This window comes from Nonomuraea glycinis (assembly GCF_035920485.1).
In the GTDB taxonomy this organism is placed as follows: Bacteria; Actinomycetota; Actinomycetes; order Streptosporangiales; family Streptosporangiaceae; genus Nonomuraea; species Nonomuraea glycinis.
The window spans coordinates 8001496-8026837 of sequence record NZ_CP109166.1; the positions used below are offsets into that span (position 1 = coordinate 8001496).

Consider the following 25342-nt stretch of genomic DNA (forward strand, 5'->3'; position numbering starts at 1 on the left):
AGCCGGCCGGGACGGCGCCTCAACTCTCAGCGGCCGCCCTTGACGGCGGTGCGGCCGAGGGCGCGGAGCTGGCGAGGGGTGAGCGGGGAGACGTTCTGGTCGACGGGGTTGTCGGAGTACTGGTGGATGGCCCAGGACTTCCAGTCGGCCGGCGGGGTGACCGTACCCTTGGCCTTGCTGTAGTGGGCGACCCAGAGCGGGTATTCGGCCAGCCCCTTGCCGTAGGTGTTGGCGAACTTCCAGCCGCTGTAGAACATCGGGGTGGTGCCGGTCTTGGCCTTCACGTGGGCCAGCCAGGTCTTGGCCCACCTGTTGACCTGGGCGACGGACCGGCCGTCGGTGGTCTCCAGGTCCAGCACCAGCAGGTCGCCGGGCTTGGCGGGCTGGGAGTTCACCATGGACAGGAAGTGCTCGGCCTCGGCGATGGGGTCGTTGCCCGGATGACCGTAGTGGTAGGCGCCGCGCACGATGCCCTTGGCGTCCAGCTTCTGCCAGTGCCGGGCGAAGGTCCGGTCGCGGAAGGTCACGCCCTCGGTCGCCTTGATGATGCCGAATTTCGCGGGGCTGGCGTTCCAGTCGTGGTGGGGCTGGTGGTTCGAGACGTCCTGGCCGTAGGTGAGCGGGAGGGACCGCTCCTGGGCCGAGGGCGCGTTCTCCGGTGGTGCCGCGTGGGCGGGAGCGGCGATGAGCAGGCTCGCGGCGACGAGGGCCGACCCGGCGAGGTACGGGCGCAGGCGGGGGTTGCGCATGAGGGGGTTTGACTCCTTGCTTCCATGCCGCCTACCGGGTTAGCTGACGGGTTCGGGCTGGAAAGTGCCCTACGGACGCAGCTGGTGGGCTGACATCCGATTCACCCCGGAAAAGAGTGGGTCCCCGGCTCCGCGCGAGCGGATTAGGCGGCCGCGCACTGCCCTGGCTGGCAGGGGGTCCCACCAGGGCAGCGCGCGGTCCGGTCAATGATTCGGCAATGGATGGTCGAGGGAAAACCATGTTTCCGCTGCCGCAATGACGCTGAAGGTATATAAACCCCCATTTGCCCGCAAGAGGGGCAAATGGCGACATAGGCGCTTTTAAACCCCGGAGCCCCTTGCCCGTCAGGGATTCCCGCCTATGGGTAGATCTTTTGAACGGCGAAGGAGGTCAGCCGTCCATCGCCTCGGCGAGCGAGCGCGGGCGCAGGTCGGTCCAGTGGGCCTCGACGTAGTCCAGGCACGCCTGCCGGCTGTTCTCCGTGAAGGCGACCGTCCACCCGGCGGGGACCTCGGCGAAAGCGGGCCACAGGGAGTGCTGTCCCTCGGCGTTGACCAGAACCAGGAAGCGGCCTTCCGGGTCGTCGAACGGGTTGGTGCTCATGTACGGATTCCTCCTGAAGCGGCGCGACTCAGCGGGAGAGGGCGTAATGCGGGCTGCGGAGCCGGTCGGCCATCGACTGGACGATCTCGCCCACCCGGACCGCGGTGTTGGACAGCAGCGTCGAGGTGAGGCCGTGGGTGTGCTCGGTGGCCCCCTGGACGTAGATGCCGCAGCGCATCGCCTGCGACGTCGCGATCCGGTAGTCGCGGCCGACCCGCAGCCCGCCGCCGGGCAGCCTGTCGCAGTGCTCGCCGATCGCGCCCAGCAGGGTCAGCGGGTCGGCCGGGCGGTAGCCGGTGGCGAAGACGACGGCGTCGGCGTCCAGCGGGGTCCGCTCACCGGTCGGCAGGAACTCCACCGTGGCGCGCACGTCCGTCGCGCCCGGCTCGACCTCGACGAGCCGGGAGGCGTTGAGGATGCGCAGCCGCTCGGTGCCCCGGACCTTCTCCTGGTAATGGCGGCGGTAGAGCTCGTCGATGACCTCCAGGTCCACCACCGAGTAGTTGGTGGAGGCGTGGTAGCCGAGCAGCCGCGACTTCACCTCGTCGGGCGCGGCGTAGAAGTGGTCGACCGCCTCCGGGTCGAAGATGCGGTTGGCGAAGGAGCTGTCGTCGGCCGGGGTGTAGCCGTACTTGGTGAAGACGGCGCAGACCTCGGCGTCCGGGAAGGTGGTGTGCAGGTGGCCGGTCACCTCCGCGGCGCTCTGCCCGGCGCCGACCACGACGATCCGGCGCGGGTCGCGCAGGCCGGGGAGCCGGTCGAGCAGCTCCTCGCTGTGCCAGATCCGCTCGTCGCTCACCATCCCCTCCGGCAGGATCGGTTCGAGCCCGGCCGCGAGGACCAGGTCGCGGGTGCGCCGGGTGGTCAGCGTGCCGTCACCCTGGCGGACGACCACGTCGAGGTACTCGACCGTCCCGGCCACGGCCACCGGGGTGACCGCGACGACCTCGGAGCCGTACCGCACCTGGTCGGCGAAGGGAGCGGCGGCCCATTCGAGGTAGTCGTGGAACTCCATCCGGGAGGGGAACATCGTCTTGTGGTTGATGAAGTCGAGCAGGCGCCCCTTGTCCTGGAGATAGGCGAGGAAACTGAACTCGCTCGCCGGATTCCGCATGGTGACCAGATCCTTGAGGAAGGACACCTGCATCGTGGTCCCTTCCAGCAGCATGCCCCGGTGCCACCCGAACGCGGGCTGCTTGTCGAGGAACACGGCGTCTATCAACTGGCCCGTCCGCGCGTGGTGCTCACGTAAGGCGATCGCCAGGGCGAGGTTGGACGGCCCGAAGCCGATGCCTACGAGATCGTGGACGTGCTGCTCCATAGCGGACATGTATGCCTTCCTGACGGACCGATTCAGGGGTGGATGACCTAGCTCTATTAGGTTAGCCTGGCCTAATTAAGGCGAGCCTAACCCGATCAGATCCCCTCGACAAGGAGACACCCATGCGGGTCGTGATGTTCGGTTACCAGACCTGGGGGCACCGCACCCTCCAGGCCCTGCTGGATTCCGAGCACGAGGTCGTGCTCGTGGTGACGCACCCCCAGAGCAATCACGCGTACGAGAGGATCTGGAGCGACTCGGTCGCCGAGTTAGCGCAGGCGCACGACGTCCCTGTGCTGCTGCGTGACCGGCCGGACGACGAGGAGCTGATGAGCCGGCTCAAGGACGCCGACCCGGACCTCATCGTCGCCAACAACTGGCGGACCTGGATCCCGCCGCAGATCTTCCGCCTGCCCCGGCACGGCACCCTCAACGTGCACGACTCGTTGCTGCCGGCCTACGCGGGCTTCTCGCCGCTGATCTGGGCGCTGATCAACGGCGAGCAGGAGGTCGGCGTCACCGCGCACATGATGGACGAGGACCTGGACGCCGGTGACATCGTGGTGCAGCGGGCCGTGCCCGTCGGGCCCGAGGACACCGCCACCGACCTGTTCCACCGCACGGTCGACCTGATCGGCCCGATCGTCGCCGAGGCGCTCGACCTCATCGCCTCCGGCCGGACCGACTGGACGCCGCAGGACCGGTCGAAGGCCAGCTTCTTCCACAAGCGGTCGATCGAGGACGGCGACATCGACTGGACCTGGCCGGCCGAGGACATCGCGCGGCTGGTCCGGGCGCAGTCCGACCCCTACCCCAACGCCTTCACCCACTACAAGGGCCGGCGCGTCCGCGTGCTGAAGGCCTCGGTGTCCCAGGGCATCTACGGCGGCACCCCCGGCCGGGTCTTCATCCGCGAGGGCGACGGCGTGGTGATCGTCGCCGGCGCGGAGGCGCGCCGGGGCCGCAGCCATGGGCTGGTGATCGAACGGGTCCGCACCGAGGACGGCACGGACCTGCCCGCCACCGAGCTCTTCCGCACCATGGGCGGCTACCTCACCCGGGGGGCATAACACCGCGATAGGGGCAATTTGCCAGGTCTCCTTCCCGGGATGTCACGCATACCGTGACAGCGTCGCCACTCCGGAGGAGTCCCCCCATGCGAAGCCCCCTTCGACTCGCCCTCTCCCTCCTGCTCACCCTCTCCTGCCTTCTGGTCAGCTCCCCCGCCCAGGCCGTCACCATGGTCAGAGTGCTCAAGTACGACGCGAGCCGGGCGGCGGAGTTCCGGGGCGCGGTGGACCAGGCCGCGCAGATCTGGAACTCCAGCGTCTCCAACGTCCGGCTGGAACCGGGCACGCCCGCCCACTTCACCGTGCGCGCCGACAACGGCTGGCCCCGGGCGCTGCCCACCAGCCTGGGCCGGGGCACGATCTGGATGGGCAGGCAGGCCACCGACCAGGGCTACCATCCGGTGCGCATCGCCACCCACGAGATCGGCCACATCCTCGGCCTGCCCGACCGGCGTACCGGCCGCTGCTCGGACCTGATGTCCGGCTCCAGCGCCGGGGTGAGCTGCACCAACCCGAATCCCAGCGCGGCCGAACGGGCCGAAGTGGACGGCAACTTCGCCGGCAGCACCCCGCAGGTGACGTTCGGCAGCGTGCACGTGGACCGCTGACCGGGGTCCGTCAGCCCACCGCTCCTCCCATGGGAGGACAGCCCCGGCGATCTTCACTCGCCGGGGTGAGGTGCTCCAGGGCCGCCCCGCCGCCCGGCGGCACGCTCGCGCCGGGCGACCGTACGGGCTCGATCTCCTGGTGAGTTGTCCAGGCGTTGATTTTCCTACTTTCTGTGCATACTTCTTACCTTACCGGGCACGTTTTGGCCGTGGACGGCGCCCTGTGGCTGCTGTGATCGGTAAGGATTTGCAGGCTGACCCACGAGGACAACCGTGATCCGAACTCTGCTCGCTGAGGACATGCATCTGGTGCGCGGAGCGATCGTGGCTTTGCTGGCGTACGAGGAGGACATCGAGGTCGTCGCCGAGGTGGATCGCGGTGATCGCATCCTCGCCACCGCGTGTGCCGTCCGGCCGGACGTCGCGGTGATCGACGTCGGGTTACCCGGCAAGGAGGGTCTGGTCGCCGCGGGCGAGCTGCATCAGAAGCTGCCCAGCTGCGGGGTCCTGATCCTCACCGGCGTCGGCACGCCGGGGCTGCTACGGCGGGCGCTCGACGCGCACGTGCGGGGGTTCATGGCCAAGGACGCGCAGCCCGGCCAACTGGCCGACGCCATCCGCCGGGTCGCCTGTGGCGAGCGGGTCATCGACTCCGAGATCGCCATCGCCGCGATGACCCCGCCCGACGCGCCCCTGACGGCGCGCGAGCTCGACGTGATCGGCGCCGCCGCCGAGGGGGCGTCCGTGTCGGAGATCGCCGCCTCGCTGTACCTGTCCAAAGGAACGGTCCGAAATTACCTTCATCGCAGTACGGCCAAGCTCGGCGCGCGCAGCCGCATCGACGCCATCCGCATCGCCCGCGAGTCGGGCTGGATCTGAACCGCCCGGCCCTGACCAGTCCGGGCCGGTGCGATCAGGCCGGTGCGATCAGGCCGGTGCGGTCAGACCGGTGCGGTCAGACCGGTGCGGTCAGGCCGGTGCGGTCAGGCCGGTGCGGTCAGGCCGGTGCGGTCAGGCCGGTGCGGTCAGGCCGGTGCGGTCGGCGACGAAGGCCAGGATGTCGGCCGCGAGCGTGATGGAGCGGCTGGCCGCGCGGGCGCCGTGGCCGACGTCGGGCTCGTGCCGCAGCAGGATCGGCCGGTCTCCCGAGGTGGCCTGCTGCAGGGCGGCGCACATCTTGCGGGCGTGCATCGGATCGACCCGGGAGTCCGCTCCTGAGACGGTGAACAGTGTCGCCGGGTAGTCCACCCCGTCGCGGACGTGGTGGTAGGGCGAGTAGCCGAGCAGCCAGGGCAACTGCCCGGGGTCGCCGGCGGAGCCGTACTCGGCCGTCCAGGAAGCGCCCAGGCCGGAGCGTTCGTAACGGACCATGTCGAGCAGGCCCGCGGAACAGACGACCGCGGCGAACAGCCCGGGCCGCTGGGTCATGGCCGCGCCCACGAGCAGACCGCCATTGGACTCGCCCCAGACGGCCAGCCGGTCGGGCGTCGTCCACCCGTCCGCGACGAGTCTCTCCGCGGCGGCGACGAAGTCGTCGAAGACGTTCTGTTTGCGGTCCAGCATGCCGTCGCGGTGCCAGGCCTCTCCTTCCTCGCCGCCGCCGCGCAGGCCGGCGATCGCCAGCACACCGCCGGCCTCCACCCAGGCGCGGGAGTCGGCGGCGTACCCGGGCGTCAGCGGCAGGCCGAACCCGCCGTAACCGGTCAGGATCGCGGGCCGGGGCCCTTGTCGCCCTGGGAGCGCGGAGACGACCATGCGGACGAGCGTGCCGTCGGCGGAGCGGTACTCCACGTGCCGGCTCTCCACCCCGGGCAGCGGCACGTGGCCGGGCGCCGCGGCCCACCTGACGGCCCGCTCCTCGCGCGCGTCGTAGCGCCACACCTCGGCGGGGGTGACGGCATCGGTGTAACCGAACCACGCCTCGTGGCCGCCGCCCGGCCGGGACGTCAGCGAGGTGACGGTTCCGCTGCCGGGCATGGGTACGGTGGCCAGCCGGGTCCCGCTGACGGCGTCGTGGACGCCGATCTCACTGATCGCGTGGCGGGTCCGGGAGACCAGGAGCCGGTCGCCGTCGAGGACGGTGAAAGCGCCGAGCACCGCCTCGGGATCCTCGGGGATCAGCTCCTTCCAGGCGTCGGGCGCCGCCGGGTCGGCCACGCACAGCCTGCGCCGGGGCGCCCCCTGGTCGGTCAGCAGGTAGAGACGCCCGTCGTGGCCGACGGCCGCCGCCGTGCCGGCCTCCAGCCCTTCCTGCACGACGCGCAGCTCGGGCCGCCGCGCGGAGCAGGTGCACAGGTCGGCCAGCCAGATGTCGTTCCCCGTCCGGGTGCCCGCGGAGATCGTCAGCCAGCGGCCACTGGCGTCGATCAGCAGCCCGTACGGCACCGCGCCGCGGCTGAAGACCTGGACGTCGTCCGGCTCCCCGAGGCGGTGCAGGTAGACCCCTTGACGGAAGCGGACGTAGAGGAACCCCGCCGCGCCGGGTAACCAGGCGACCGGGGAGTAGCGGCAGCCGCCCACCGGGCCGTCCACCACCCGGCCGGTGCCGAGGTCCATGACGTACAGGTCGGCCCGTTCGTCGCCGCGCCTGGACAGCTGGTAGGCGAGCAGCCGGCCGTCCAGGTCGGGCTGCCAGTCGTCGAGCGTGGTGAGGCCGCTGGGGTCCAGCCGCATCGGATCGAGGATCACCTGGTCGTCGAGGCTGAGCACCGGATGCTCCTGACCGGCGGACTGGGACAGGTGGAAGCGGCGCGCGCCCCGCCAGACGGGAGCGGTGACCAGCCCCGTGGCGGCCAGCTCGGTCAGGCGGGCGGCGAACCGCTCGCGCAGCGGGAGTCCTGCGGCGCTGTCGCGCCACAGCCGGTCCTGGGCGGCCTGCCAGGCCCGGGTCGCGGGATCGTGCGGGTCCTCCAGCCAGCGGTAGGGGTCGGGGACCCGGTGACCGTGCAGGTCCTCGACGAGGGGCAGTCGCGTTGCCGCCGGATATCTCATGACACGGGCTCCGATTGCCAGTGGCCGACCAGGTCGGCGTACAGGGATGCGGTCCGTACGAGCTCGTCGTGGACGCCGGCCTGGACCCGGCCGCCGTCCATGAGCAGGATGCGGCCGGCGCGCCGGGCCGAGGTGATGCGGTGGGCGACGACGACGAGCGTGCCGCCGCGGGCGGCGAAGGCGTGCTCGACCCGCGCCTCGGCGGCGGGATCGAGATGGCAGGTGGCCTCGTCCAGGATGACCAGGCGGGCGGGTGACAGGTAGGCGCGCACCAGCGCGATGAGCTGCCGCTGTCCCGCCGACAGCGCGCCCGGGTCCAGGCGGGCGTCGTACCCTCCCACGGCCGCCACCAGATCGGCGGCTCCGAGAGCGTCGGCCACCGCCTCGAGCTCGGACTGACTCGGTTCCGCTCCGTCCGGCCGGTCATCGCCCTCCGCCCGGCCGTCCGGCGGGGTGAGAAGGTAGGCGAGGTTCTCGCGCAGGGTGCCGCGGAAGACGTACGCCTCCTGGGGGACGAGCACCCGGGCGGCGTGCTCGGCCTGGTCCGCGGGGACACCGCCGATCAGCACCTGGCCCGCGTCAGGGCGGAGCAGCCCGCTGATCATGGCTGCCAGCGTGGACTTCCCGGCCCCGCTCGGCCCGACGACGGCCAGGTGCTCACCCTCGGGAACGCACAGCGAGAGGCCGTCGACGACCGGGGCGGACCAGCGGCCGTACGCGAACGTGACCTCGTGGAGCCGCACCTCGGCCGACGCGGGCCGACGGCGGACCGGCGGCGGGGGTGATGGCGGGGCGGCGGTGATCCGCTCCAGGGTGGCGGCGAGCTGGACGCCGCTCACCCCGAGGCCGTGCACCAGCCCGCCGAGGGCCGGAGCCAGTGACTGGGCGACATAGGTCAGCGCCCCGACGACCACCCCGGCACCCGCCCCGCCGCTCAGCAGCCACGGCGTACCGGCGAGCACCAGCACCACGGGCAGCCAGCCTCCGACGCCCAGCGCGGCGGTGCGGACGGCGGTCGCCCTGGCCAGGGCGCGCGCGGCGGACGCCTGGTCATCGACGTGGGCGGCCATCCTCGCGCTCTGGCGATCCTCCGCGCCGCACGCGACGATGTCGCGCAGCCCGCCGGCCATCGCGGTCATCGCCTCGGCGAGCCGCTCGTCGGCCAGCAGGAACGCCCGCTGCCGACGGGCCAGGAGTGGCAGCGATGCCAGGAACAGGACCAGCCCGGCCGCGAACGGCGGCAGCACCAGCGCCGCGGCCCCCGGCGCCAGCGTGAGCAGGCCCAGCGCCACACTCAGCACGGTGAACGCGAAGCCTCGCACGGTGGTGACGACGGCCGCGAAGGCGTCCCTGGCCAGCTCGACCTGCAGGCCGGCCCGGGTGACGGCGGCGCTGTCCTGCCGGGCGCCCGGCGCGGCGGCGGCGCGGCGAACGGCCCCGCCGACGACGTGGGCGAGCAGGTCGTCGCGGAACGGCTCCGCCACGGCCGCAACCGCGAGCACGATCTGGCGGGCGGCCACCGCGGCCACGGCCCAGGCCGCGCCGAGCGCCGCCAGCCAGACCAGTCCGATCTCCGGCCTGCCCGCGGCGAAACCGTCCTCGATGGCCCGGGCGACCGCGAGGCCGATGAGGAAGGCGGGCGCCGCCTCCAGCACCGACCACAGGCAGATCCGGACCAGCTGACGCGGCTCGCGGCACAGCGCGCGCCACAACAGTGCCCTCATGGCTCCTCCCCCTGGAAGACCGCCCGATAGGCCGGATCGCGCCACAGCTCGCGGTGCGGTCCCTGGCCGCGTACGGCACCGTCCTCCAGCCAGACGACCTGGTCGGCCTGGGCGGCCGTGGCGAGGCGGTGCGCGACGACCAGCCGGGTGCGGCCGCCGGGGCCGTCGGCGAGCGCGCGGCCGATTTCTCGTTCGGTCACGGTGTCGAGGCTGGACGTGGCGTCGTCGAGGACCAGCAGCCGCTCCCCCTGGGCGAAGGCCCGGGCCAGGCCGAGGCGCTGGCGTTCGCCACCGGACAGCGGCGCGTCCATCGTCCGGGTGGCATACCCGTGCGGCAGCCGCCTGACGAACCCGTCGGCGCGCGCCGCCACCGTGACAGCGTCGAGCACACCGTCGAGCACACCGTCGGGCCCACCGTCGGGCTCACCGTCGGGCTCACCGTCGGGCTCACCGTTGAGCACGGCGTCGTCCGGGGTGGGGCGGCCGAGGGTTATGGCGTCGGCGAGCGTGTCGCCGACCAGGACCGGACGTTCGAAGGCGCAGCCGACGGCTCGCCTGAGCTCAGGGCCGGTCAGTTCGGGCAGTGGGATCCCGTCGAGCAGGACCGTGCCGCGGTCCGGGTCGGCCATCCGGGCCGCGAGCGCCGCGAGCAGCGACTTGCCCGACCCTGACCGCCCGACCACGGCCGTGAGCGAGCCGCCCGGGATGACCAGTCGCGGCACGGTCAGGCCGGCGGCCGTCACGTCGCGGAACTCCATGGCGCCCGTCCCGGACGGCAGTGCCCGGCTTCCGTGGCGGGTCCGCGGCACGGCGAGCACCTCGGCCATCCGCCCGGCCGCGGCCCGCGCCCTGGCCAGGCCGCCGATGGGACCGAGCGCGCCGCTCAGGGCGGCGCCGAGCACCGCGTACCTGGCGGCCGCGTACAACTCACCTACCGTGAGGTCGCCCGCGGCCAGCATGAAGCCACCGACCGCCAGTACGGCCACCTCCACCAGTGGCACCACGAGCCCGGCGCGCACCCCCGCCGTGGCGTTGGCGCGCCACAGCCGCATGCCGTGCAGCCGCAGCCGGGGCAGCGGTCGCAGGACCCGGAGCACCTCCCGGTCCTCGGTCCCGGCGGCGGCGATCGTGCGCGCCCCGCCGAGCGCCTCGACGAGGCCGGCGGCCAGCTCGCCCTGCGCCTCCTGGTAGCCGCCGGCGATCGTGGTGGTCGCGCGCAGGAAGGTGTTCAGCACGATCAGGATGAGGACGATGCCGGCGAGCAGGGTCAGGGTGAGCACGGGCGCGATGAGGGTCAGCGCCACCAGCGCACCGGCGGTGGGCACCAGGAGCGCGAGCGCGCCGGTCACCGACGCGGGGGCCCGCGCGACCTCCTCGGCGTTCAGCCCGGCGCGGGTGACGAGCTCGCCCTCGGGAAAGCGGCGGGTGACGGCGGGGCCGACGCCGAGCACGTGGCGCAGCATGCCGAGGCGCAGCCGGGCGGCGGCGCGGGCTCCGGTCACGCCACCGGCCCACATGCCGAGGCTCTCGCAGAGCACCACGCAGGCGACGACCGCGGCGCAGCCGGCCAGCCACCGCACGGCCGCGGGGTCGGCGACGACGAACGCGTCGACGGTCCGGCCCGCCATGTACGGCAGGGCCAGTTCGGCGGCCGCGCCCCCGACGGCCGTGGCCGCCAGGATCGCGGTCCACGGTGCGTTTCGCCGTACCGCGTGCATGACCAGCCGGTCTCCGGCGAGCACCCTGGGCCTCCTCGCGTCAGAGCTGGAAGATCCCCGCGCCGCCCTTCTCAGCCGGCGCGGGGATCGGCATCACCTATCAGTGACAGAGTGCGACACTGAGGTTGCTGGGCTTGCCGGAGTGACATCCGAGAACCGTAAGCGTGCTGCCGCCGCTGGCGACGTCGCTGCTTGCCGGGGTCTCGAGCCCTTGCAGGTCGAGAAGTACCATGGTCTTACACCTCCTTCCGGGAGTCGTGGGTGACAGGCCGGCGAGCAGGCACGGCCTCCAGGAACGGCAGGTGTCCCGGGTTGTCGCCCCGCACCGTGTTCAGGGCGAAGAGGACACCTGCCGTACCAGTCGCGAAATCCATGGACAGCCGCAGCAGCTGGTCGCCCGGAAAGGCCAGGCCACCCCCGTACGGCAGTGCGTGCCAGCGCAGGCCCTGGACGTGGGCCTCCAGCACCTGGGCGGTGTCCGGCTCCGCCGGCACGCCGGCGAGCGCGGCGATGATGCCGGCGCGGCCGGTGAACAGGCCCGGCTGCACGAAGAAGCCGGAGCGGACCGCCTTGAGCAGGTCCGCGAGCGCGGCGGCGAGCGCCGGGTCGTCGCGGTGGGCCAGGTAGCGGGCGAGCACCAGCGCGATGCCGGCCGAGCCCTCGTCGACGTACGGAAGCAGCCGCCAGCCCTGGTTCACCTGGAGCGAGCCGTCCGCTGCCGCGCGGCATCTGCGCAGGTCCTGCCGGAGCGCGACCGCCGCCAGGTCGAGCAGCGACGTGTCGCCGGTGTGCTCGTAGGCGTGCAGGAACAACAGGGCCGGGCCGCTGGAGCCGTACATGAGCCCGGCCCGGGGGTTGGCGCCGCCGCTGACCTCCGGCACGTCGTCGGGACCGCCGAGCCGGTCGGCGCAGATGTCGACGGCGCGCAGGCCAGCCTTCGTCAGCTCGGGCTCGCCGAGGTGCAGCAGGTTCAGCCCGATGCCGGCCAGCCCGGAGTGGAGCGCCGGCTCCAGCCCGTCCCACTTCTCGCGCAGGCAGATGTCCACCAGGTCGAGCGCGTCCTCGCGGTATCCGAGCCGGTCGAGGACGAAGGCGATGCCGTGCAGCCCGTCGTACAGTCCGAGGCCCGATCCCTGGAGCGGGCGCAGTGCCCGCTCGCGCAGCCAGCCGTCGTAGTCGGGGAAGCGTCCGGCCCCGGTGACCGCCAGCGCGTACAGGACGCCGGCCGCGCCGTGGGCGAGGTTCAGGCCGCCGCCGGGGCGGAACTGGGCCACGTCGCCGGGGAACAGCCGGTCGTCGCGATCGGGTGTCGCGGCGGCCGTGATGGCCTGGCGGAGCGCGTCGCGCAGCGGCGGCCAGGGGGCGGAGCCGGGCATCGGGAGCTCCTCCGCCTCGGCCCGGTCGCCGCCCATGACGGTGGCCGCGGCCGCCCGCGCCATGTCCCGAGTGCCGGGGAACGTCTCCCCGACCAGCTCGCCGAGCTGCGCGACCTTCGCGGGCCACAGGGGCAGCATGATCGTGCACTGCGGCGCGAACAGGCCCAGTCGCAGGCATGCCATCGCGTACCTGTCGACGTCGGTGCCCTGCCGGTCGGGGGGTGCCACGAAGGCCGGGTGGGCCAGGGCCGCCCGGCTCCCGTCGCCGGCCAGGGTGGCGACCTCGTAGTCGATGAGCACCACGCGTCCGCTCTCGGTCAGCAGGATGTTGTCCGGGTGCAGGTCGCCGAAGACGACGCCGCGCTCATGCAGCGCCTCGATGGCCGCCTCCACCTGGTCCAGGGTGCCGAGCGCCCAGCGGGTGTAGGCGGCCAGGTCGTCGGCGTCGCAGGTCGCGCGGGTGAGCGGATAGCGGTGCACCAGGCGCCGCTGCAGTGGGGTGCCGTCGACGAACTCCTGGACGAGGAAGTGGTGCTCGCCGACGGTGAAGTGGTCACGCAGCTCGGGTGCCACGCCGAGACCGGCCAGGCGTTCCAGCATGTCGCGCTCGTGCGCCAGCCGGGTCACCGCGTCCCGGCCGAGGGCGTCGAGGCCGGCGTGCGGCCTCGCCTCCTTCAGCACTACCTGGTCGCCGGTGGGCAGGTGGCGGGCGAGGTAGACGCCTCCGCCGTTGGAGAAGTGCAGCACCGTGTCGATCTCGTACGGCAGGTCACTCAGGGTGACCGCGTTGCGGGCGGCCAGGTGCGGCTGGAGGAATTCCGGCAGCGTCGTCCACGGCGGCACGGAGAAGGTGGCGCCGCGCACGTCGGGGACGAGTTGTCCGGCGCCGTCCTCGACGGCCAGCACGCGCTCGCCGCCACCGGACAGGCAGTGTCGTTCGGCGAAGCCGCCGTACCTGACGAACAGCGGTCCCTCGCCGTAGCGCAGGTCGCTGAGGATGTAGGGGCCCCGGACATCGCGCAGCAGTTCGTGCAGTTCCTTCAGGACGAGTTCGAGCTGTGCCTCGTCCCTCGGGTAAATCGTGATCAGTTTGCCGCTGGAGGCGCGTGAGGCGGCCTTGGAATTGACCATGACCAGGACCGCCGGGCCGCGCAGGAATTTGAAGGCGATCATCCGGGGGACGCAGTAGTCGTAGACGGCCGCTATCGCTTTCTCGGCGTCGTCGAGCCGGGCGGACACGTGAATCTTCCACCCCTGCGCGGGAAGCGGCGGCTGCCCGCCGGGGGCGTAGTAGCACCAGGTGCCGGTGACCTCGGATGACCAGTCGCCGGGCGCCGGCCTGCGCAGAATGGGAAAACCGGCGTCGTCGGTCGTGCTGTGCTCAAGGGTGTCGTAGAAATGACGATCCGCGAGGCAGTACAGCTCATACTGGTCCATCACGCGCCTTCCGGAGGAGTTCTACGCAAGAAGAATGACGGCGCGCTGATTTCTCGTCTAGTGACACGGGACAGCAGTGCGGTGTGTTGAACACACTGCCCTATGTGCGTTTCGCACAAATGGACCTGTTAGGCGGTCACTATTGGTTTCTCGGAATATGCAGGGCGAACAAGAAACGCTCGCCGTGTAACGTGGTGGCCTGCAGCCGGCCGCCGAGCACCGCGACCCGTTCGGTCAGGTTGATCAGCCCCTGCCCGCGGTCCCTCAGCCGGTACTGCTGGAGGACGCCGTCGTTGCTGATCGACAGGCTCACGAGCCGGTCCCGATCGAGCAGCTGGATCGTGCACTCGCGGGCGGTGGCGTGCCGCAGCACGTTGGTCACACCCTCGCGCAACCCATGGGTGAGCGCCTCCGCCACCTCCCGTGGCAGGTCACGGCACGAAACCCGCATTTGGCAGCGGATCCCCACCGACTCCAGCAGGGCACGCGCCGAATTCAGCTCGGTCTCCAGCGAGGAGCGCTGCTCGCCGTGGGCGACGGCACGCACGTCGGCGGCCAGGACACGCAGCAGAGCCAGCGTCTCGTCCACCTCCTGGCCGGCCTTCTCGTCACCCTGGCGCACGAGCCGCTGGATGAGGTGCGCCTTCAGCACCAGGACGGTGAGCCGATGGCCCACCAGGTCGTGCAGATCCCTGGTGAAGCGCCGGCGTTCCTGGACCACCGCCCGGTGGATCACGTCACTGCGCGTGGCCGACAGCCGGTCGGCCTGCGCGGCCAGGCTGACCAGGGAGTACTCCACCAGGCCGAGCAGCGGGGCGGTGACGGCCCAGCCGGCGTGGGTCAGTGCCACGGACGGGACCGCGAGGAGCACCGGCCCGCAGGCCACGGCCAGGGCCGCCACGGTGAAGGATCGGACCTCATGGGCCGCCAGCAGCAGGACCCCGGACAGCAGCCCCGCCACGGGGGTCCAGGCCACCCCGACGAACGGCAACGGCAGGTACGTCACCCCTGCCTGGACGACGACCAGCCCCCACCCGACGCCCTCGCGGGCCAGCATGCGCAGCACGAACCGGGCGTGCACCGCCAGGAGAATGAACAGGACCGCCGAACCCGCGCAGACGTACCCTGAATCCGCTAGTTCGCGCTGAACCGGCACCGTCAGCGCGGGCGTCCCGGCCATCAGGCCGAGCCCGCCCAGCATCAGTGGAGAGGAGGGACCCCTGGCCACGGAACGTGATCTGCGCGCGAACCAGCCATCTGTTCCGTTCACCCATCCCCCGAAATCAGTCGGTCACCACTGGACGCGTCGCACCATACAAAATGGAACGCGCATCTCACCTCCAATTGACCTGATTGATCTGCCTATGTAAAGCGCGTTAACGACTTCCGACACGGCCCCGTTACCATATGAACTTATTTCACGACGCGGGGCATCTTACCGGCCTTTCGTGGATCACCGGACATCCGGTCTACCCGACGGCACCCCGCTCTCACCCTTTGGGCGACAAATGGTCAAGGTCATTTTCGTTCGGCAACTCCGCAAGACCTGTCAAAATTGCAACATATCCGGACATATGACTGCTCCTATGGCGCACATGCGATTAAGCGCCAGCGGGCTGAAAGTTTCTCGCGTCTGCCCGGGATGATGAGCCACGGCGATCTGGCCAGGCGGGAATGGGCGCTGCCCGAGGCCGCCCACCGCTCAGATCGCGCGCCGCGCTCATCCGGACGCCTGCGCGGCTTAGAGCGGCGGGGCGGCCGTGGGAGGCGGACCGGCCAGGCGGCGCATGGTGAACTGGGCGAGGTTGCCGTGCGCGACGACGACCGTCCCGAAGGCCACGATCAGCACCACGATGTACGGCATGCGACCCTCGGGCGGCAGGAGGATGGCCGGCCCGTCGGCGAATCCGGTGGACGCCGTGGCCCAGCCCGTCACCGCCGCCGTCAGCCATCTGCCCGCCCGCCGCACGACCGGGCCGGCCATGGCGGTCACGGCGGCGGGCAGGGCGAGCACGGTGAAGACGAACAGGATCCCCACCGTCCCGCCCACGGAGAAGTGACTCTCCTCGGCGGCGGCGATGGTGAGCGCGCTCATCAGCAGGCGCGCCACGAGCCCCACCACGACTCCGGCCACCACCGTGGCGCCGAGCGCCGCCCCCGCCTGCCGGACCAGGCGACCGTACCGCCCATCATGTCCCCACATGCCACCCTCCATTTATTGCCAGAAGGGTTTTATCGGACACATTCCGAGTGCGGCAAGGCCAGATCTATTCCGCAATGCGTACGTTATTGACAAATATCCTGAAATTTCCGAATTGATCGTGCCAAGTCGTGGTGGGGTCGCCCGCAAGAGGCGGCCCGCATCGCGCGGCCACCATCACAGGTCAGGCGCGAAGCCGTCCACGGCGGCGTGTAACGCCTTGCGGAGAGTGTCGCTGCCGGTGTGGCCGGAGTCCTCCACGACCACGAGGCGCGCGTCGGGCCAGGCCTGGGCCAGTTGCCAGGCCGTCTCCAGCGGCCCGCCCAGGTCGAAGCGGCCGTGGATGAGCACGCCGGGGATGCCGGCCAGCTTGTGCGCCTCACGCAGCAGGACGCCCTCCTCCAGCCAGGCAGCGTTGGAGAAGTAGTGGGCGCAGATCCGGGTGAAAGCCAGAAGGGCGGCGGGCGGGCGGTCGCTGTAGGCGTTCGGCTTGCCGTTGACCTCCAGGGAGATCACCGTGTCCTCCCACGTCACCCAGTCGTGGGCCGCCTTGGTACGCACGGCGGGATCCGGGTCGGACATCAGCCGGGAGTAGGCGGCCAGCAGGTCGCCGTCGCGCTCGGCCTCCGGGACGCCCTCGCGGAAGCGCTGCCACTGCTCGGGGAAGAAACGGCCGACCCCGCGGTAGAGCCAGTCGATCTCGGAGCGGCGGGTCATGGTGACGGCGACGATGACCACCTCCGACACCCGCTCCGGATACGCCTCGGCGTAGGCGAGCGTCAGCGTGGACCCCCACGACCCGCCGTACAGCAGCCACCGCTCGACCCCCAGGTGCTCGCGCAGCAGTTCCATGTCGGCGATCAGGTGCTGGGTGGTGTTGGCGGACAGGTCGGTGGCCGGATCGCTGGCATGCGGCAGGCTGCGGCCGCAGTTGCGCTGGTCGAACAGGATGATGCGGTAGTGCTCGGGATCGAAGGTGCGGCGCTGGTTGACGCTGCAGCCCGAGCCCGGACCCCCGTGCACGACGAGCGCGGGCTTGCCCTCGGGGTTGCCGCACACCTCCCAGTAGACGAGATGGCCGTCGCCGACGTCGAGATACCCATGGTCATACGGCTCGATAGGGGGATGCATCGCCCCAACGTACACAGCGCCGCGGGTACACGGAAAACGAATTCCCGGCCGGGAGACCCGGCCGGGAACGCGTCACGAGCGGGGATCAGCCGGTGAAGCCGACCTGGGTGTAGTCCCTCCACCGGTAGCCGAAGGCGCCCCAGTTGGCGAGCGTCTTCTTGGTGGCCTGGATGTCGGGGCGCTGGTACAGCGGAATGGTGTGCACCATGTCCCAGACGAGCTTGTCCACGGCGTTGGCCTTCTCGAAGGCCTTCACCGGGTCCATCTCGCTCACCGCGGCGTCGATCGCGGCGTCCACGGCGGGGTCGCTCGCCTTGGGGAAGTTGCTCTCCGAGCCGGTCTTGTAGATCTGCTGCAGCGAGCCGAGCGGGAGCGGGTCGCCGATCCAGGAGAACGGCACCAGGTCGAAGTCGCCCTTGATGATGAAGTCGGTGAAGAACTTGTCATCGGGGACCGGGCGGATCGTGATCTTGACCCCGGCCTCCTTGAGCATGGCCTGGGTGAGCTCGCCCTCCGTCTTGGCGTACGGCACGCCCGCGGGGACGACGAAGCTCAGCGCGAACTCCTTGCCGTCCTTCTTGCGGTATTCGCCCTCCTGCTTCCAGCCGGCCGCGTCGAGCAGCTGCTTGGCCTTCTCCAGGTTGTACTTGCCGAGGTCGCCGGAGTTGTCGACGTAGCCCTTGTGGTTGTTCATGAAGACGTGGTTGTTCAGCGCCTGGATCGGCCAGTCCATGTCCTTGAGGTCGGACTGGGTGATCACGTCGCGGTTGATCGCGTACTGGACGGCCTGGCGGACCGACTTGTCCTTCAGGAAGTCGCTCTGGTTGTTGACGGTGATGTGCCGCCAGTTGGGGCTGAGCGCCTTGCGGATGTCCACGTCGGGGACTTCCTTGGCCCGCTTGAGGTCGGCCGGGCTGCCCGGCGGGATCTCCACGCCGTCGAGCTCGCCGTTGGCGAAGGCGTTCACCTGCGCGGCGGGCGTCTCGATCGTCCGGAAGATGATCTTGTCGAGCTTGGCCTTCTTGCCCCACCACTTGTCGTCACGCACGACGGTGAGCGTCTTGGTGCCCTCGTCGATCTTCTCCACCTTGAAGGGCCCTGCGGTGACCGGGATCTTCTGCAGGTAGTCCTTGTCGTACGCCTCGGGCGTCTCCATGTGCTTGGCGGGGTGCAGGAACGGCGAGCGGGAGAACAGGTCCTGCCACTCCGGACGCGGCTTGGCGTAGGTCACGATGGCGACCTTGTCCGTGTCGCCCTTGGTGACCGACTCGATCTGCTCGTAGCCATCCGTGGAGGCCGGCTTGAACTTCTTGTTCTCGCCGTTGTTGGCCTTCCAGGTCGCCTCGAGGTCCTTCCAGGTGATCGGCGTGCCGTCCGACCACACGGCCTTGTCGTTCAGCGTGTAGGTGACGACCTGCTTGTCCCCGGACATCTCGTTCTTCACGTCGGTGACGAAGTCGGGGTTCGGCGTGTAGTTGGCCTCCTCGTCGGCCACCATCAGCTGCGGCAGGATGGTGTCCATCATGTCCGCGGTGTCGGCCTGGTTGCCGTCGACGTGGTTGGTGTTCCACTGGCTGGGCCACTGACCGACCGAGAGGGTCAGCGTGCCGCCGTCCTTCACCTGCTCGTACGGCACGGGGTTGATGCTGACGCCCGGCGTCTGCGACATCTGCTCCTGAGCCTGCTGCGACTGCTCGGCATTGGGCTTCTGGGCGGCGCCGCCGCCACCGCCGCAGGCCGCGACGGCCATGGCGAGAACCGCGATTCCCGCCGTTGCCCGATAACGAACCTTCACTGTTCCTCCTGATCTTCCGAGGCCGTGATGACCTCGATCTCTTCCGCGTAGTGACAGGCGACGCCGTGATCCATGGCGTTCGCGTGCCGAGCGACCAGCGGTTCCTCGTCCACACAGCGCCGCTGCTCCGCCTGGCTGAGGCGGGCGAACTTGGGGCAGCGGGTGCGGAACCGGCATCCCGATGGCGGGTCCGCCGGACTGGGCAGGTCGCCGTCGAGCAGGATCCGCTTACGCGTGCGTTCCAGCGCGGGGTCCGGCAGCGGGATCGCTGACAGCAGCGCCTGCGTGTAGGGGTGCGCGGGGCGGTCGTAGACGTCCTCGACGGCCCCGATCTCGGTGATCTTGCCGAGGTACATGACCGCGACCCGGTCGGCGAGGTGCCGCACCACGGCCAGGTCGTGCGCCACGAACAGGTACGACAGCCCCAGCGTGTTCTTCAGCCGCTCCAGCAGGTTGATGACGCCGGCCTGGATGGAGACGTCGAGCGCGGAGACCGGCTCGTCGAGCACCAGCACCTTCGGGTCGAGCGCGAGCGCGCGGGCGATGCCGATGCGCTGGCGCTGGCCGCCGGAGAAGTGCTGGGGGTAGCGGGCGGCGTGCTCGGGGGCGAGCCCCACCAGCCGCAGCAGCTCGTCGACCCGCACGGCCACGTCCTTGCGCCCATGGGCGCGCAGCGGCTCGGCGATGATGTCGCCGACCGGCATGCGCGGGTCGAGCGCGGCCATCGGGTCCTGGAAGACGATCTGCAGCTCGCTGCGCAGCTCCTTGTGCGCGGCCTTGTCCAGCGTGGCGCTGTCCCTGCCGAGCACGACGACGCGGCCGCGCTCCGGCGCCCGCAACTGCATGATCTGCTGCAGCGTGGTCGTCTTTCCGCAGCCGGACTCGCCGACCAGGGCCAGCGTCTCGCCCTGCGCGATGTCGAAGCTGATGCCGTCGACCGCGTGCACGGTGCCGACGCGGCGCTTGAACACCGCGCCCTTCATCAGCGGGTAGTGCCGGATGACGTCGTCGAGCTCCAGCACGGTCGGGCGCTGCTCGCGCGGCACCCGGACGGCATCGCTCGGCGGGATGACGGGAACGGGGAAGACGTCGGTGCCGGTCAGGTTCTTGTGCTCGATCTCGCGCGAGCGGATGCAGGCCACCTGACGCCCGCCGCCGATCTCGACCAGCGGCGGCTCCTCGTCGTCGCAGGCGTCGACCTTCATCGGGCAGCGCGGCGCGAACGGGCAGCCCGGCGGCAGCTCGACCGGGGAGGGCGGGTTGCCCTCGATCGGCACCAGCGGCCCCTGTTCGCCGTCGATCCGGGGGATCGACGCGAGCAACCCCATCGTGTACGGCATCCGCGGCCGGGAGTAGATGTCGTCCACCCGGCCCTGCTCGACCGGCCGGCCCGCGTACATGACGAGCACCCGGTCGGCCATGCCCGCGATGACGCCCAGGTCGTGGGTGATCATCACGATGCCGGCGCCCGTCTCCCGCTGGGCGGTCTTGAGCACCTCCAGCACCTGGGCCTGGATGGTGACGTCCAGCGCGGTGGTCGGCTCGTCGCAGATCAGCAGGTCGGGGTCGTTGGCGATGGCCATCGCGATCATGGCGCGCTGGCGCATGCCGCCGGAGAACTCGTGCGGGAAGGACTTGGCCCGCGCGTCCGGATGCGGGATGCCGACCAGGTCGAGCAGCTCGACGGCGCGCTTGGCGGCCTTGTCCTTGGGCAGCTTCTGGTGCACCCGGACGGCCTCGGCCACCTGGTCGCCGATGGTGTAGACGGGGGTGAACGCCGACAGCGGGTCCTGGAAGATCATGCTGATCGACTTGCCGCGGACCTTGGTCAGCCTGCCCTCGTCGAGGCCGAGCAGCTCCTGGCCGTGCAGCTTGACCGAGCCGCTGACCACCGCGTTCGGCGGCAGCAGGCCCATGATGGCGAGCGAGGTCACGGACTTGCCGGAGCCGGACTCGCCGACGATGCCGAGCACCTCGCCGCGGGAGACCTCGTAGCTGACGCCGCGCACGGCCTCGATGCCGCCGGGGAAGGTGACGTTGAGGTCGCGGACCTCCAAGATGCTCATGAGTTGCTCCCCGGGTCGAGTGCGTCGCGCAGTCCGTCGCCCAGCAGGTTGACGCTCAGCACCAGGACCACCAGCAGGCCGGCGGGGAAGGCGAACAGCCAGGGGTAGCCGGTGGCGTTGCGGGATCCTTCGGCGATCAGCGTGCCGAGTGAGACGTCGGGCGGCTGGATGCCGAAGCCGAAGAACGACAGCGCCGCCTCACCGATGACCGCGGCGCTGACGTTGAGCGTCGCGTCGATGATCAGCAGGGAGGACAGGTTCGGCACGATGTGCCGGAGGATGATCTTCCAGCGCGGGATGCCCATGTAGACGGCGGCCAGGACGTACTCCCGCTCGCGCAGGGAGAGTGTCATGCTGCGCACCACCCGGGAGGTGATCATCCAGGTGAACGCCGCGAGCAGTGCGACGAACCAGAGCCAGGAGGCGCCCTTCAGCCGGGGCGAGACGATCGCGATGATGAGGAAGCTGGGCAGGACGAGGAGCAGATCCACGCCCCACATGAGCGCCTTGTCCACCCATCCACCGAAATATCCGGCGAATGCTCCCACCAGGGCCGCGAGGCCGGTGGCGAGGAGTGCCACCAGCAGCCCGATGATGATCGACTTCTGCATGCCCCGCAGCGTGACCGCGTACATGTCCTGGCCGATCGTGGTGGTCCCCCACCAGTGGTCGGCCGACGGGGGCGACAGGAAGGACAGGAAGTCCTTGTCGGTCCAGTCGTAGGGACCGAGGTACGGGCCGATGTAGGCCAGCGCCACCAGCAGGATCAGCGCGATGGCGCCATAGCGGGCCTGCCTGTTGCGCAGCAGCCGCGCGAATACGACCTTGGATCGCACCTAGCTCACCCGCACTCGGGGATCGAGGGCCGCCACCAGCAGGTCCGAGAGGAAGGCGGCGGCCAGGACACAGACGGCGGAGAAGAAGCTGACCGCGGCGACGGCGTTGACGTCGTTCTGCTGGATCGAGTCGATCAGCCAGGCCCCCATGCCGTGCCAGGCGAAGATCTTCTCGGTGAACGTGGCTCCGGTGAGCATCGTCCCGAAGGCGAAGGCGAAGTAGGTGGCCGCGGGGATCAGCGCGGTGCGCAGCGCGTGCTTCAGCAGCGCGGCCCTGCGCCGCAGCCCCTTGGCCATCGCCGTGCGGACGAAGTCCTGGTTCAGCACGTCGAGCATCATGCTGCGCTGGATGCGACTGTAGAAGGCGATGGAGCCGAGGCTGAGCGAGATGGTCGGCAGGATCAGGTGGTTGAGCCGGTTGAGGAGCTGTTCCCAGCCCGACAGCCTGGGGTTGTACTCCCCGGTGTACTCGATCAGCGTGAACCCGAGCCCGCGGTTGAGGTTGTAGGTGCCGATCGCGAGCAGCGTGGCCAGCACGAACACCGGGATCGCCATGACCACGAAGGAGCTGACCCCGATCGAGCGGTCGGCGAATCGATACTGCCTGACCGCCGAGTAGGCGCCCAGCGCCACTCCTAAGGCGAAGCCCACGAGCGTGCCGATGAGCAGCAGCCGGAGGCTGACCATGATCCGCCGGCCCATCTCGTCGTTGACCGAGCCGCCGTTCCAGGTCTTGCCGAAGTCACCGGTGACCACCCCCGACGCCCAGGTCGCGTACCGCTGCAGCACGGGCGTCTTGTCGTTGAGGTTGTACGCGTCGAGCGTCGCGTCGACGACGGCCTCGGCGACCGGCGGCTGACGCCCTTCGTACGCGGCGCGCGGGTTCATGGTGGTCGCCGCGAGCATGTACGCCAGGCTGGCCGCGACAGCGACCAAGATCACATTCACCGCCAACCTGCGAAGCAGGTACTTGCCCATCACTCTCCGTCCACGTTGGACGGGGCTCGCGATTCGGAATGAAAACGGCCCCTACAACGAAGACGTCGTCTGCCATCATGGAAATCCATTGACGCGAAGACGACGTTCGAGTGAACAATATCGGGCCGTACGTCACGGTCAGCAAGGGTTAAATATAACGGTCAGATCACCGGCGCTCGCCTCCACGCCGCCATTAACTCGCCCTGACCTGCACGAACACCACCTCCCACGGGGATGTCGCAATATAGGGACATTGTCACGAGATCAAGACAATGACCACCTAATTCAGAAAGCATTCGTGATCAGGAGCGCTCGGGTAAGCGGTGTGACCCGATGCCGCTAAGCGCTTGTGATCGAAAACTCCGGCCGCCGGCGAGGCGTCCGCTACCGATCCGCGGGACGCCGGGCGCCGGGCACCGGGACCCGCGACCAGTCGAGGTCGGAGCCGAGATAGAAGCTCGGGTAGGCCGGCTGGTTGTAGCCCGTCTGCTGCCGCGCCACGTCCGCCCGATACTGCGGGTCGTGCATCAGGGTGTGGAGCTTGCGGTCCGTCGGCTCGGTGCTGAGGTAGATCCGGACCGCCGTGCTGTCGGCCGTGCGGACCAGCAGTTCCTCCCGCCAGTCGCCGAAGACGTCGGCCACCAGGGACGGGTTGCCCTTGGTCCAGTTGTTGGCCAGCGTGCCCGCCGCCGTGAGCAGCGTGCCCCGCGCCCGGTCGTCGATCGTCGGGGTCTGCAGGACGGTGGTGGCGGTGCCGTTGACGAGCTGGGTGGTCATGTCGGCCGCCCAGCGGATGCTCATGTTCGTGCCCGGCGCGTCCGTGCCCAGATGGTCGCCGCGTGCCGACCACAGGCCCGCCTGGACCGTCTGGCCGGGCGGCATCGACGACCAGGCCTCCAGGCCGCGGACGGCGGGGTCGACGTCGCCGACCATGCCGCGCCCGGTGTCCACGCCGCTGTAGCCGCCGAAGAGCACCTCGCCGGTGTCGGCGTCGCGCATCGCCCAGCCGTAGGGGGCCGAGCGGCCGCCCTCGTGCACCGTCCAGATCTCCAGGCCGTCGCGATCCGGGTCGAGGTCGCCGACGTGCATCGCGTCACCGTGCCCGAGTCGCACGCGCCGCCCCGGCACGTCGCTCTGCGGCGGTCCCTCGGCGAAGGAGGAGTAGAGCAGGTCGCCGTCGTCGTCGATGGTCGCCGCGCCGTACACGACCTCCTGCCTGCCGTCGCCGTCCACGTCGGCCACGCTCAGGGAGTGGAATCCCTGCGTGGTGATGGTGCCGAACTCGGGGTCGGAGCCGTCCACGCCGTGCGGTGCGGCGTTGAACGGATTGGCCATCGGCACGTGACCGCTGTCGACGTACCAGATCTCCTGCAGTCTCCTGCCGTCCCAGTCGTAGGCCACCAGCGTGGTGCGGGTGTAGTAGCCACGGGCGAAGACGGCCGACGGGCGCCTGCCGTCGAGGTAGCCGACGGCGGCCAGGAAGCGGTCGACGCGGTTGCCCGGCTCGATCCGGGACATGGCGTAGTCGCCCCAGAGCAGCCCGTCGTCGCCACGGGCGGGCTTGTACGGGATCGTCTGCAGCTCCTTGCCGGTGGCGCCGTGCAGCACCGACAGATACTCCGGCCCGCTGATGACGAAGCCCGCGAACTCCCGCAGCCGGTTGTTGCCGCTGCGGCCGGGCGCGTAGACGTCGACGAAGTAGGTGGCGAGCTCGGTGGCGGCCTGCCGGGAGAGCGGGTAGTCGTGCGCCGGTGGGATGCCGAAGGCCTGCTCCAGCGTCGCCGGCCAGCGCCCGGCCACCACCTCGGGGTGCTCGTGCCAGCTTTGGAACATCTCGACGAGATGCTCGAAGTAGTCCTCGGCGCTCATCCGGTGGTCGTCGGTGTGCGCGTGCCCCGCCCTGACGTCCTGCTTCGGCAGCGTGATGTGGCGCTCGGAGACCACCTCGCCGTTCGCCCCGTAGCGGATGATGCTGCTGCCGGGTGCGGTCTTGACCATCATCTCCGAGCGGCCGTCACCGTCGAAGTCGTAGACGAGGAACTGCGTGTAGTGGGCGCCGGAACGGATGTTGACGCCCAGGTCGAGCCGCCAGAGCAGGGTGCCGTCAAGTGCGTAGGTGTCAAGAAAGGTGTTGCCGGTGTAACCGCGCTGGGAAACGTCCTTGGAATTCGACGGATCCCATTTGACGACGAACTCATATCTCCCGTCGCCGTCGACGTCGCCGACGCTCATGTCGTTGGCCGTGTAGGTGTATGCCTCCCCCGCCGGGGTGACCCCGTCGGCCGGTTTCCGCAGCGGAAGGTCGTAAAACGATTCAAGCCACGGCGTGACCGGAGCGCTGCGCCGGCCCTCCCTGCCCCGGACGACGGGGGCCACGCGGTACTCGGCCGAGCCGGTGCCCGCCGCGTCGTGGTAGTTGGTGCTGCCGGTGACCGTCGCGATGGGCCGGCCGTCGCGGTAGACGCGGAAGTCCGCCCCCGTCATTCCGCCGTCGCCGTGCCCGGTCACCTCCTCGCCGAGCAACCGCCAGCTCAGGAACACGCCCTCGCCGGTGGCGGCGGCGACCAGCCCGCGGTCGAGGCGCTCCATCCGTGGCCCGTGCCACCCCGAGGCCGCCGCGTCGGCGGACACGTCGGCGGACACGTCGGCGGCAACGGCCACCGGCGAGGAGCAGAGCAGGGCGGCCACGGCGGTGGCGAGTGCGCGACGGATGCTGGGGCGGCTCATGGCACAGGCTC

Annotated in this window: 19 protein-coding genes and 1 riboswitch; of the genes, 3 read left to right on the forward strand and 16 right to left on the reverse strand. The window is 70.4% G+C overall.

Translation table 11 applies throughout. From position 1 onward, the window contains the following. Positions 1-26 precede the first annotated feature (26 nt). The 3 genes from OHA68_RS37615 to OHA68_RS37625 form a co-directional block, all read right to left on the reverse strand. Entirely contained in the window at positions 27-749 is a 723-nt protein-coding gene (locus OHA68_RS37615; RefSeq protein ID WP_327104512.1) for a glycoside hydrolase family 25 protein, read from the reverse strand. A 13-nt stretch (positions 750-762) separates the two neighbouring features. Then, a riboswitch (cyclic di-AMP (ydaO/yuaA leader) is annotated at positions 763-909 on the reverse strand. A gap of 231 nt (positions 910-1140) precedes the next feature. Further along, entirely contained in the window at positions 1141-1353 is a 213-nt protein-coding gene (locus tag OHA68_RS37620; RefSeq protein ID WP_189140592.1) for an MbtH family protein, read from the reverse strand. A gap of 28 nt (positions 1354-1381) precedes the next feature. Beyond that, positions 1382-2683 (reverse strand): lysine N(6)-hydroxylase/L-ornithine N(5)-oxygenase family protein, encoded by a 1302-nt coding sequence (locus OHA68_RS37625; protein ID WP_327104513.1) that lies wholly within the window; start codon positions 2681-2683, stop codon positions 1382-1384. A gap of 113 nt (positions 2684-2796) precedes the next feature. On the opposite strand from OHA68_RS37625, the gene OHA68_RS37630 reads away from it, so the two are divergent. The 3 genes from OHA68_RS37630 to OHA68_RS37640 all read left to right on the forward strand — a co-directional run bounded on the left by OHA68_RS37630 (position 2797) and on the right by OHA68_RS37640 (position 5231). Continuing rightward, on the forward strand, positions 2797-3744 hold the full coding sequence (locus OHA68_RS37630; protein ID WP_327104514.1) for a methionyl-tRNA formyltransferase: 948 nt from the start codon (positions 2797-2799) through the stop codon (positions 3742-3744). 86 nt (positions 3745-3830) lie between these two features. Beyond that, a complete protein-coding gene (locus OHA68_RS37635) occupies positions 3831-4352 on the forward strand; it encodes a snapalysin family zinc-dependent metalloprotease (protein ID WP_327104515.1) in 522 nt (173 codons plus the stop codon). 273 nt (positions 4353-4625) lie between these two features. Further along, entirely contained in the window at positions 4626-5231 is a 606-nt protein-coding gene (locus OHA68_RS37640) for a response regulator transcription factor (protein WP_189140588.1), read from the forward strand. 132 nt (positions 5232-5363) lie between these two features. On the opposite strand, the gene OHA68_RS37645 is transcribed toward OHA68_RS37640, so the two are convergent. From OHA68_RS37645 to OHA68_RS37705, 13 genes are all read right to left on the reverse strand, one after another. Next, complete coding sequence (locus tag OHA68_RS37645) at positions 5364-7343, reverse strand: prolyl oligopeptidase family serine peptidase (protein ID WP_327104516.1); 1980 nt, start codon at positions 7341-7343, stop codon at positions 5364-5366. Then, positions 7340-9067: an ABC transporter ATP-binding protein gene (locus OHA68_RS37650; protein WP_327104517.1), complete on the reverse strand. Its 1728-nt coding sequence runs from the start codon at positions 9065-9067 to the stop codon at positions 7340-7342. Before OHA68_RS37650 ends, OHA68_RS37645 begins: the two co-directional genes overlap by 4 nt. After that, positions 9064-10809 carry an ABC transporter ATP-binding protein gene (locus tag OHA68_RS37655; RefSeq protein ID WP_327104518.1) on the reverse strand — a complete coding sequence of 582 codons (1746 nt, stop codon included), beginning with the start codon at positions 10807-10809 and terminating at the stop codon, positions 9064-9066. The genes OHA68_RS37650 and OHA68_RS37655 overlap by 4 nt, the downstream gene beginning before the upstream one ends. A 76-nt stretch (positions 10810-10885) precedes the next feature. Next, positions 10886-11017 carry a SapB/AmfS family lanthipeptide gene (locus OHA68_RS37660; RefSeq protein ID WP_189127049.1) on the reverse strand — a complete coding sequence of 44 codons (132 nt, stop codon included), beginning with the start codon at positions 11015-11017 and terminating at the stop codon, positions 10886-10888. A gap of 4 nt (positions 11018-11021) precedes the next feature. Further along, positions 11022-13598, reverse strand: a complete 2577-nt coding sequence (lanKC, locus tag OHA68_RS37665; protein ID WP_327104519.1) for a class III lanthionine synthetase LanKC — start codon at positions 13596-13598, stop codon at positions 11022-11024. Between the two features lie 139 nt (positions 13599-13737). Continuing rightward, positions 13738-14799: a sensor histidine kinase gene (locus OHA68_RS37670; RefSeq protein WP_327104520.1), complete on the reverse strand. Its 1062-nt coding sequence runs from the start codon at positions 14797-14799 to the stop codon at positions 13738-13740. Between the two features lie 540 nt (positions 14800-15339). Further along, a complete protein-coding gene (locus tag OHA68_RS37675; protein ID WP_327104521.1) occupies positions 15340-15801 on the reverse strand; it encodes a hypothetical protein in 462 nt (153 codons plus the stop codon). 174 nt (positions 15802-15975) lie between these two features. Then, positions 15976-16929, reverse strand: a complete 954-nt coding sequence (gene pip / locus OHA68_RS37680) for a prolyl aminopeptidase (protein ID WP_327104522.1) — start codon at positions 16927-16929, stop codon at positions 15976-15978. An 85-nt stretch (positions 16930-17014) separates the two neighbouring features. Beyond that, positions 17015-18724 (reverse strand): ABC transporter family substrate-binding protein, encoded by a 1710-nt coding sequence (locus OHA68_RS37685; RefSeq protein ID WP_327104523.1) that lies wholly within the window; start codon positions 18722-18724, stop codon positions 17015-17017. Next, a complete protein-coding gene (locus OHA68_RS37690; protein ID WP_327104525.1) occupies positions 18721-20790 on the reverse strand; it encodes an ABC transporter ATP-binding protein in 2070 nt (689 codons plus the stop codon). The genes OHA68_RS37685 and OHA68_RS37690 overlap by 4 nt, the downstream gene beginning before the upstream one ends. Further along, positions 20787-21626, reverse strand: coding sequence for an ABC transporter permease (locus OHA68_RS37695; protein WP_327104526.1), 840 nt, complete (start codon positions 21624-21626; stop codon positions 20787-20789). The genes OHA68_RS37690 and OHA68_RS37695 overlap by 4 nt, the downstream gene beginning before the upstream one ends. Continuing rightward, entirely contained in the window at positions 21627-22604 is a 978-nt protein-coding gene (locus OHA68_RS37700) for an ABC transporter permease (RefSeq protein WP_327104527.1), read from the reverse strand. A 384-nt stretch (positions 22605-22988) separates the two neighbouring features. Next, a complete protein-coding gene (locus OHA68_RS37705) occupies positions 22989-25331 on the reverse strand; it encodes a rhamnogalacturonan lyase (RefSeq protein ID WP_407674386.1) in 2343 nt (780 codons plus the stop codon). Between the last annotated feature and the right edge of the window lie 11 nt (positions 25332-25342).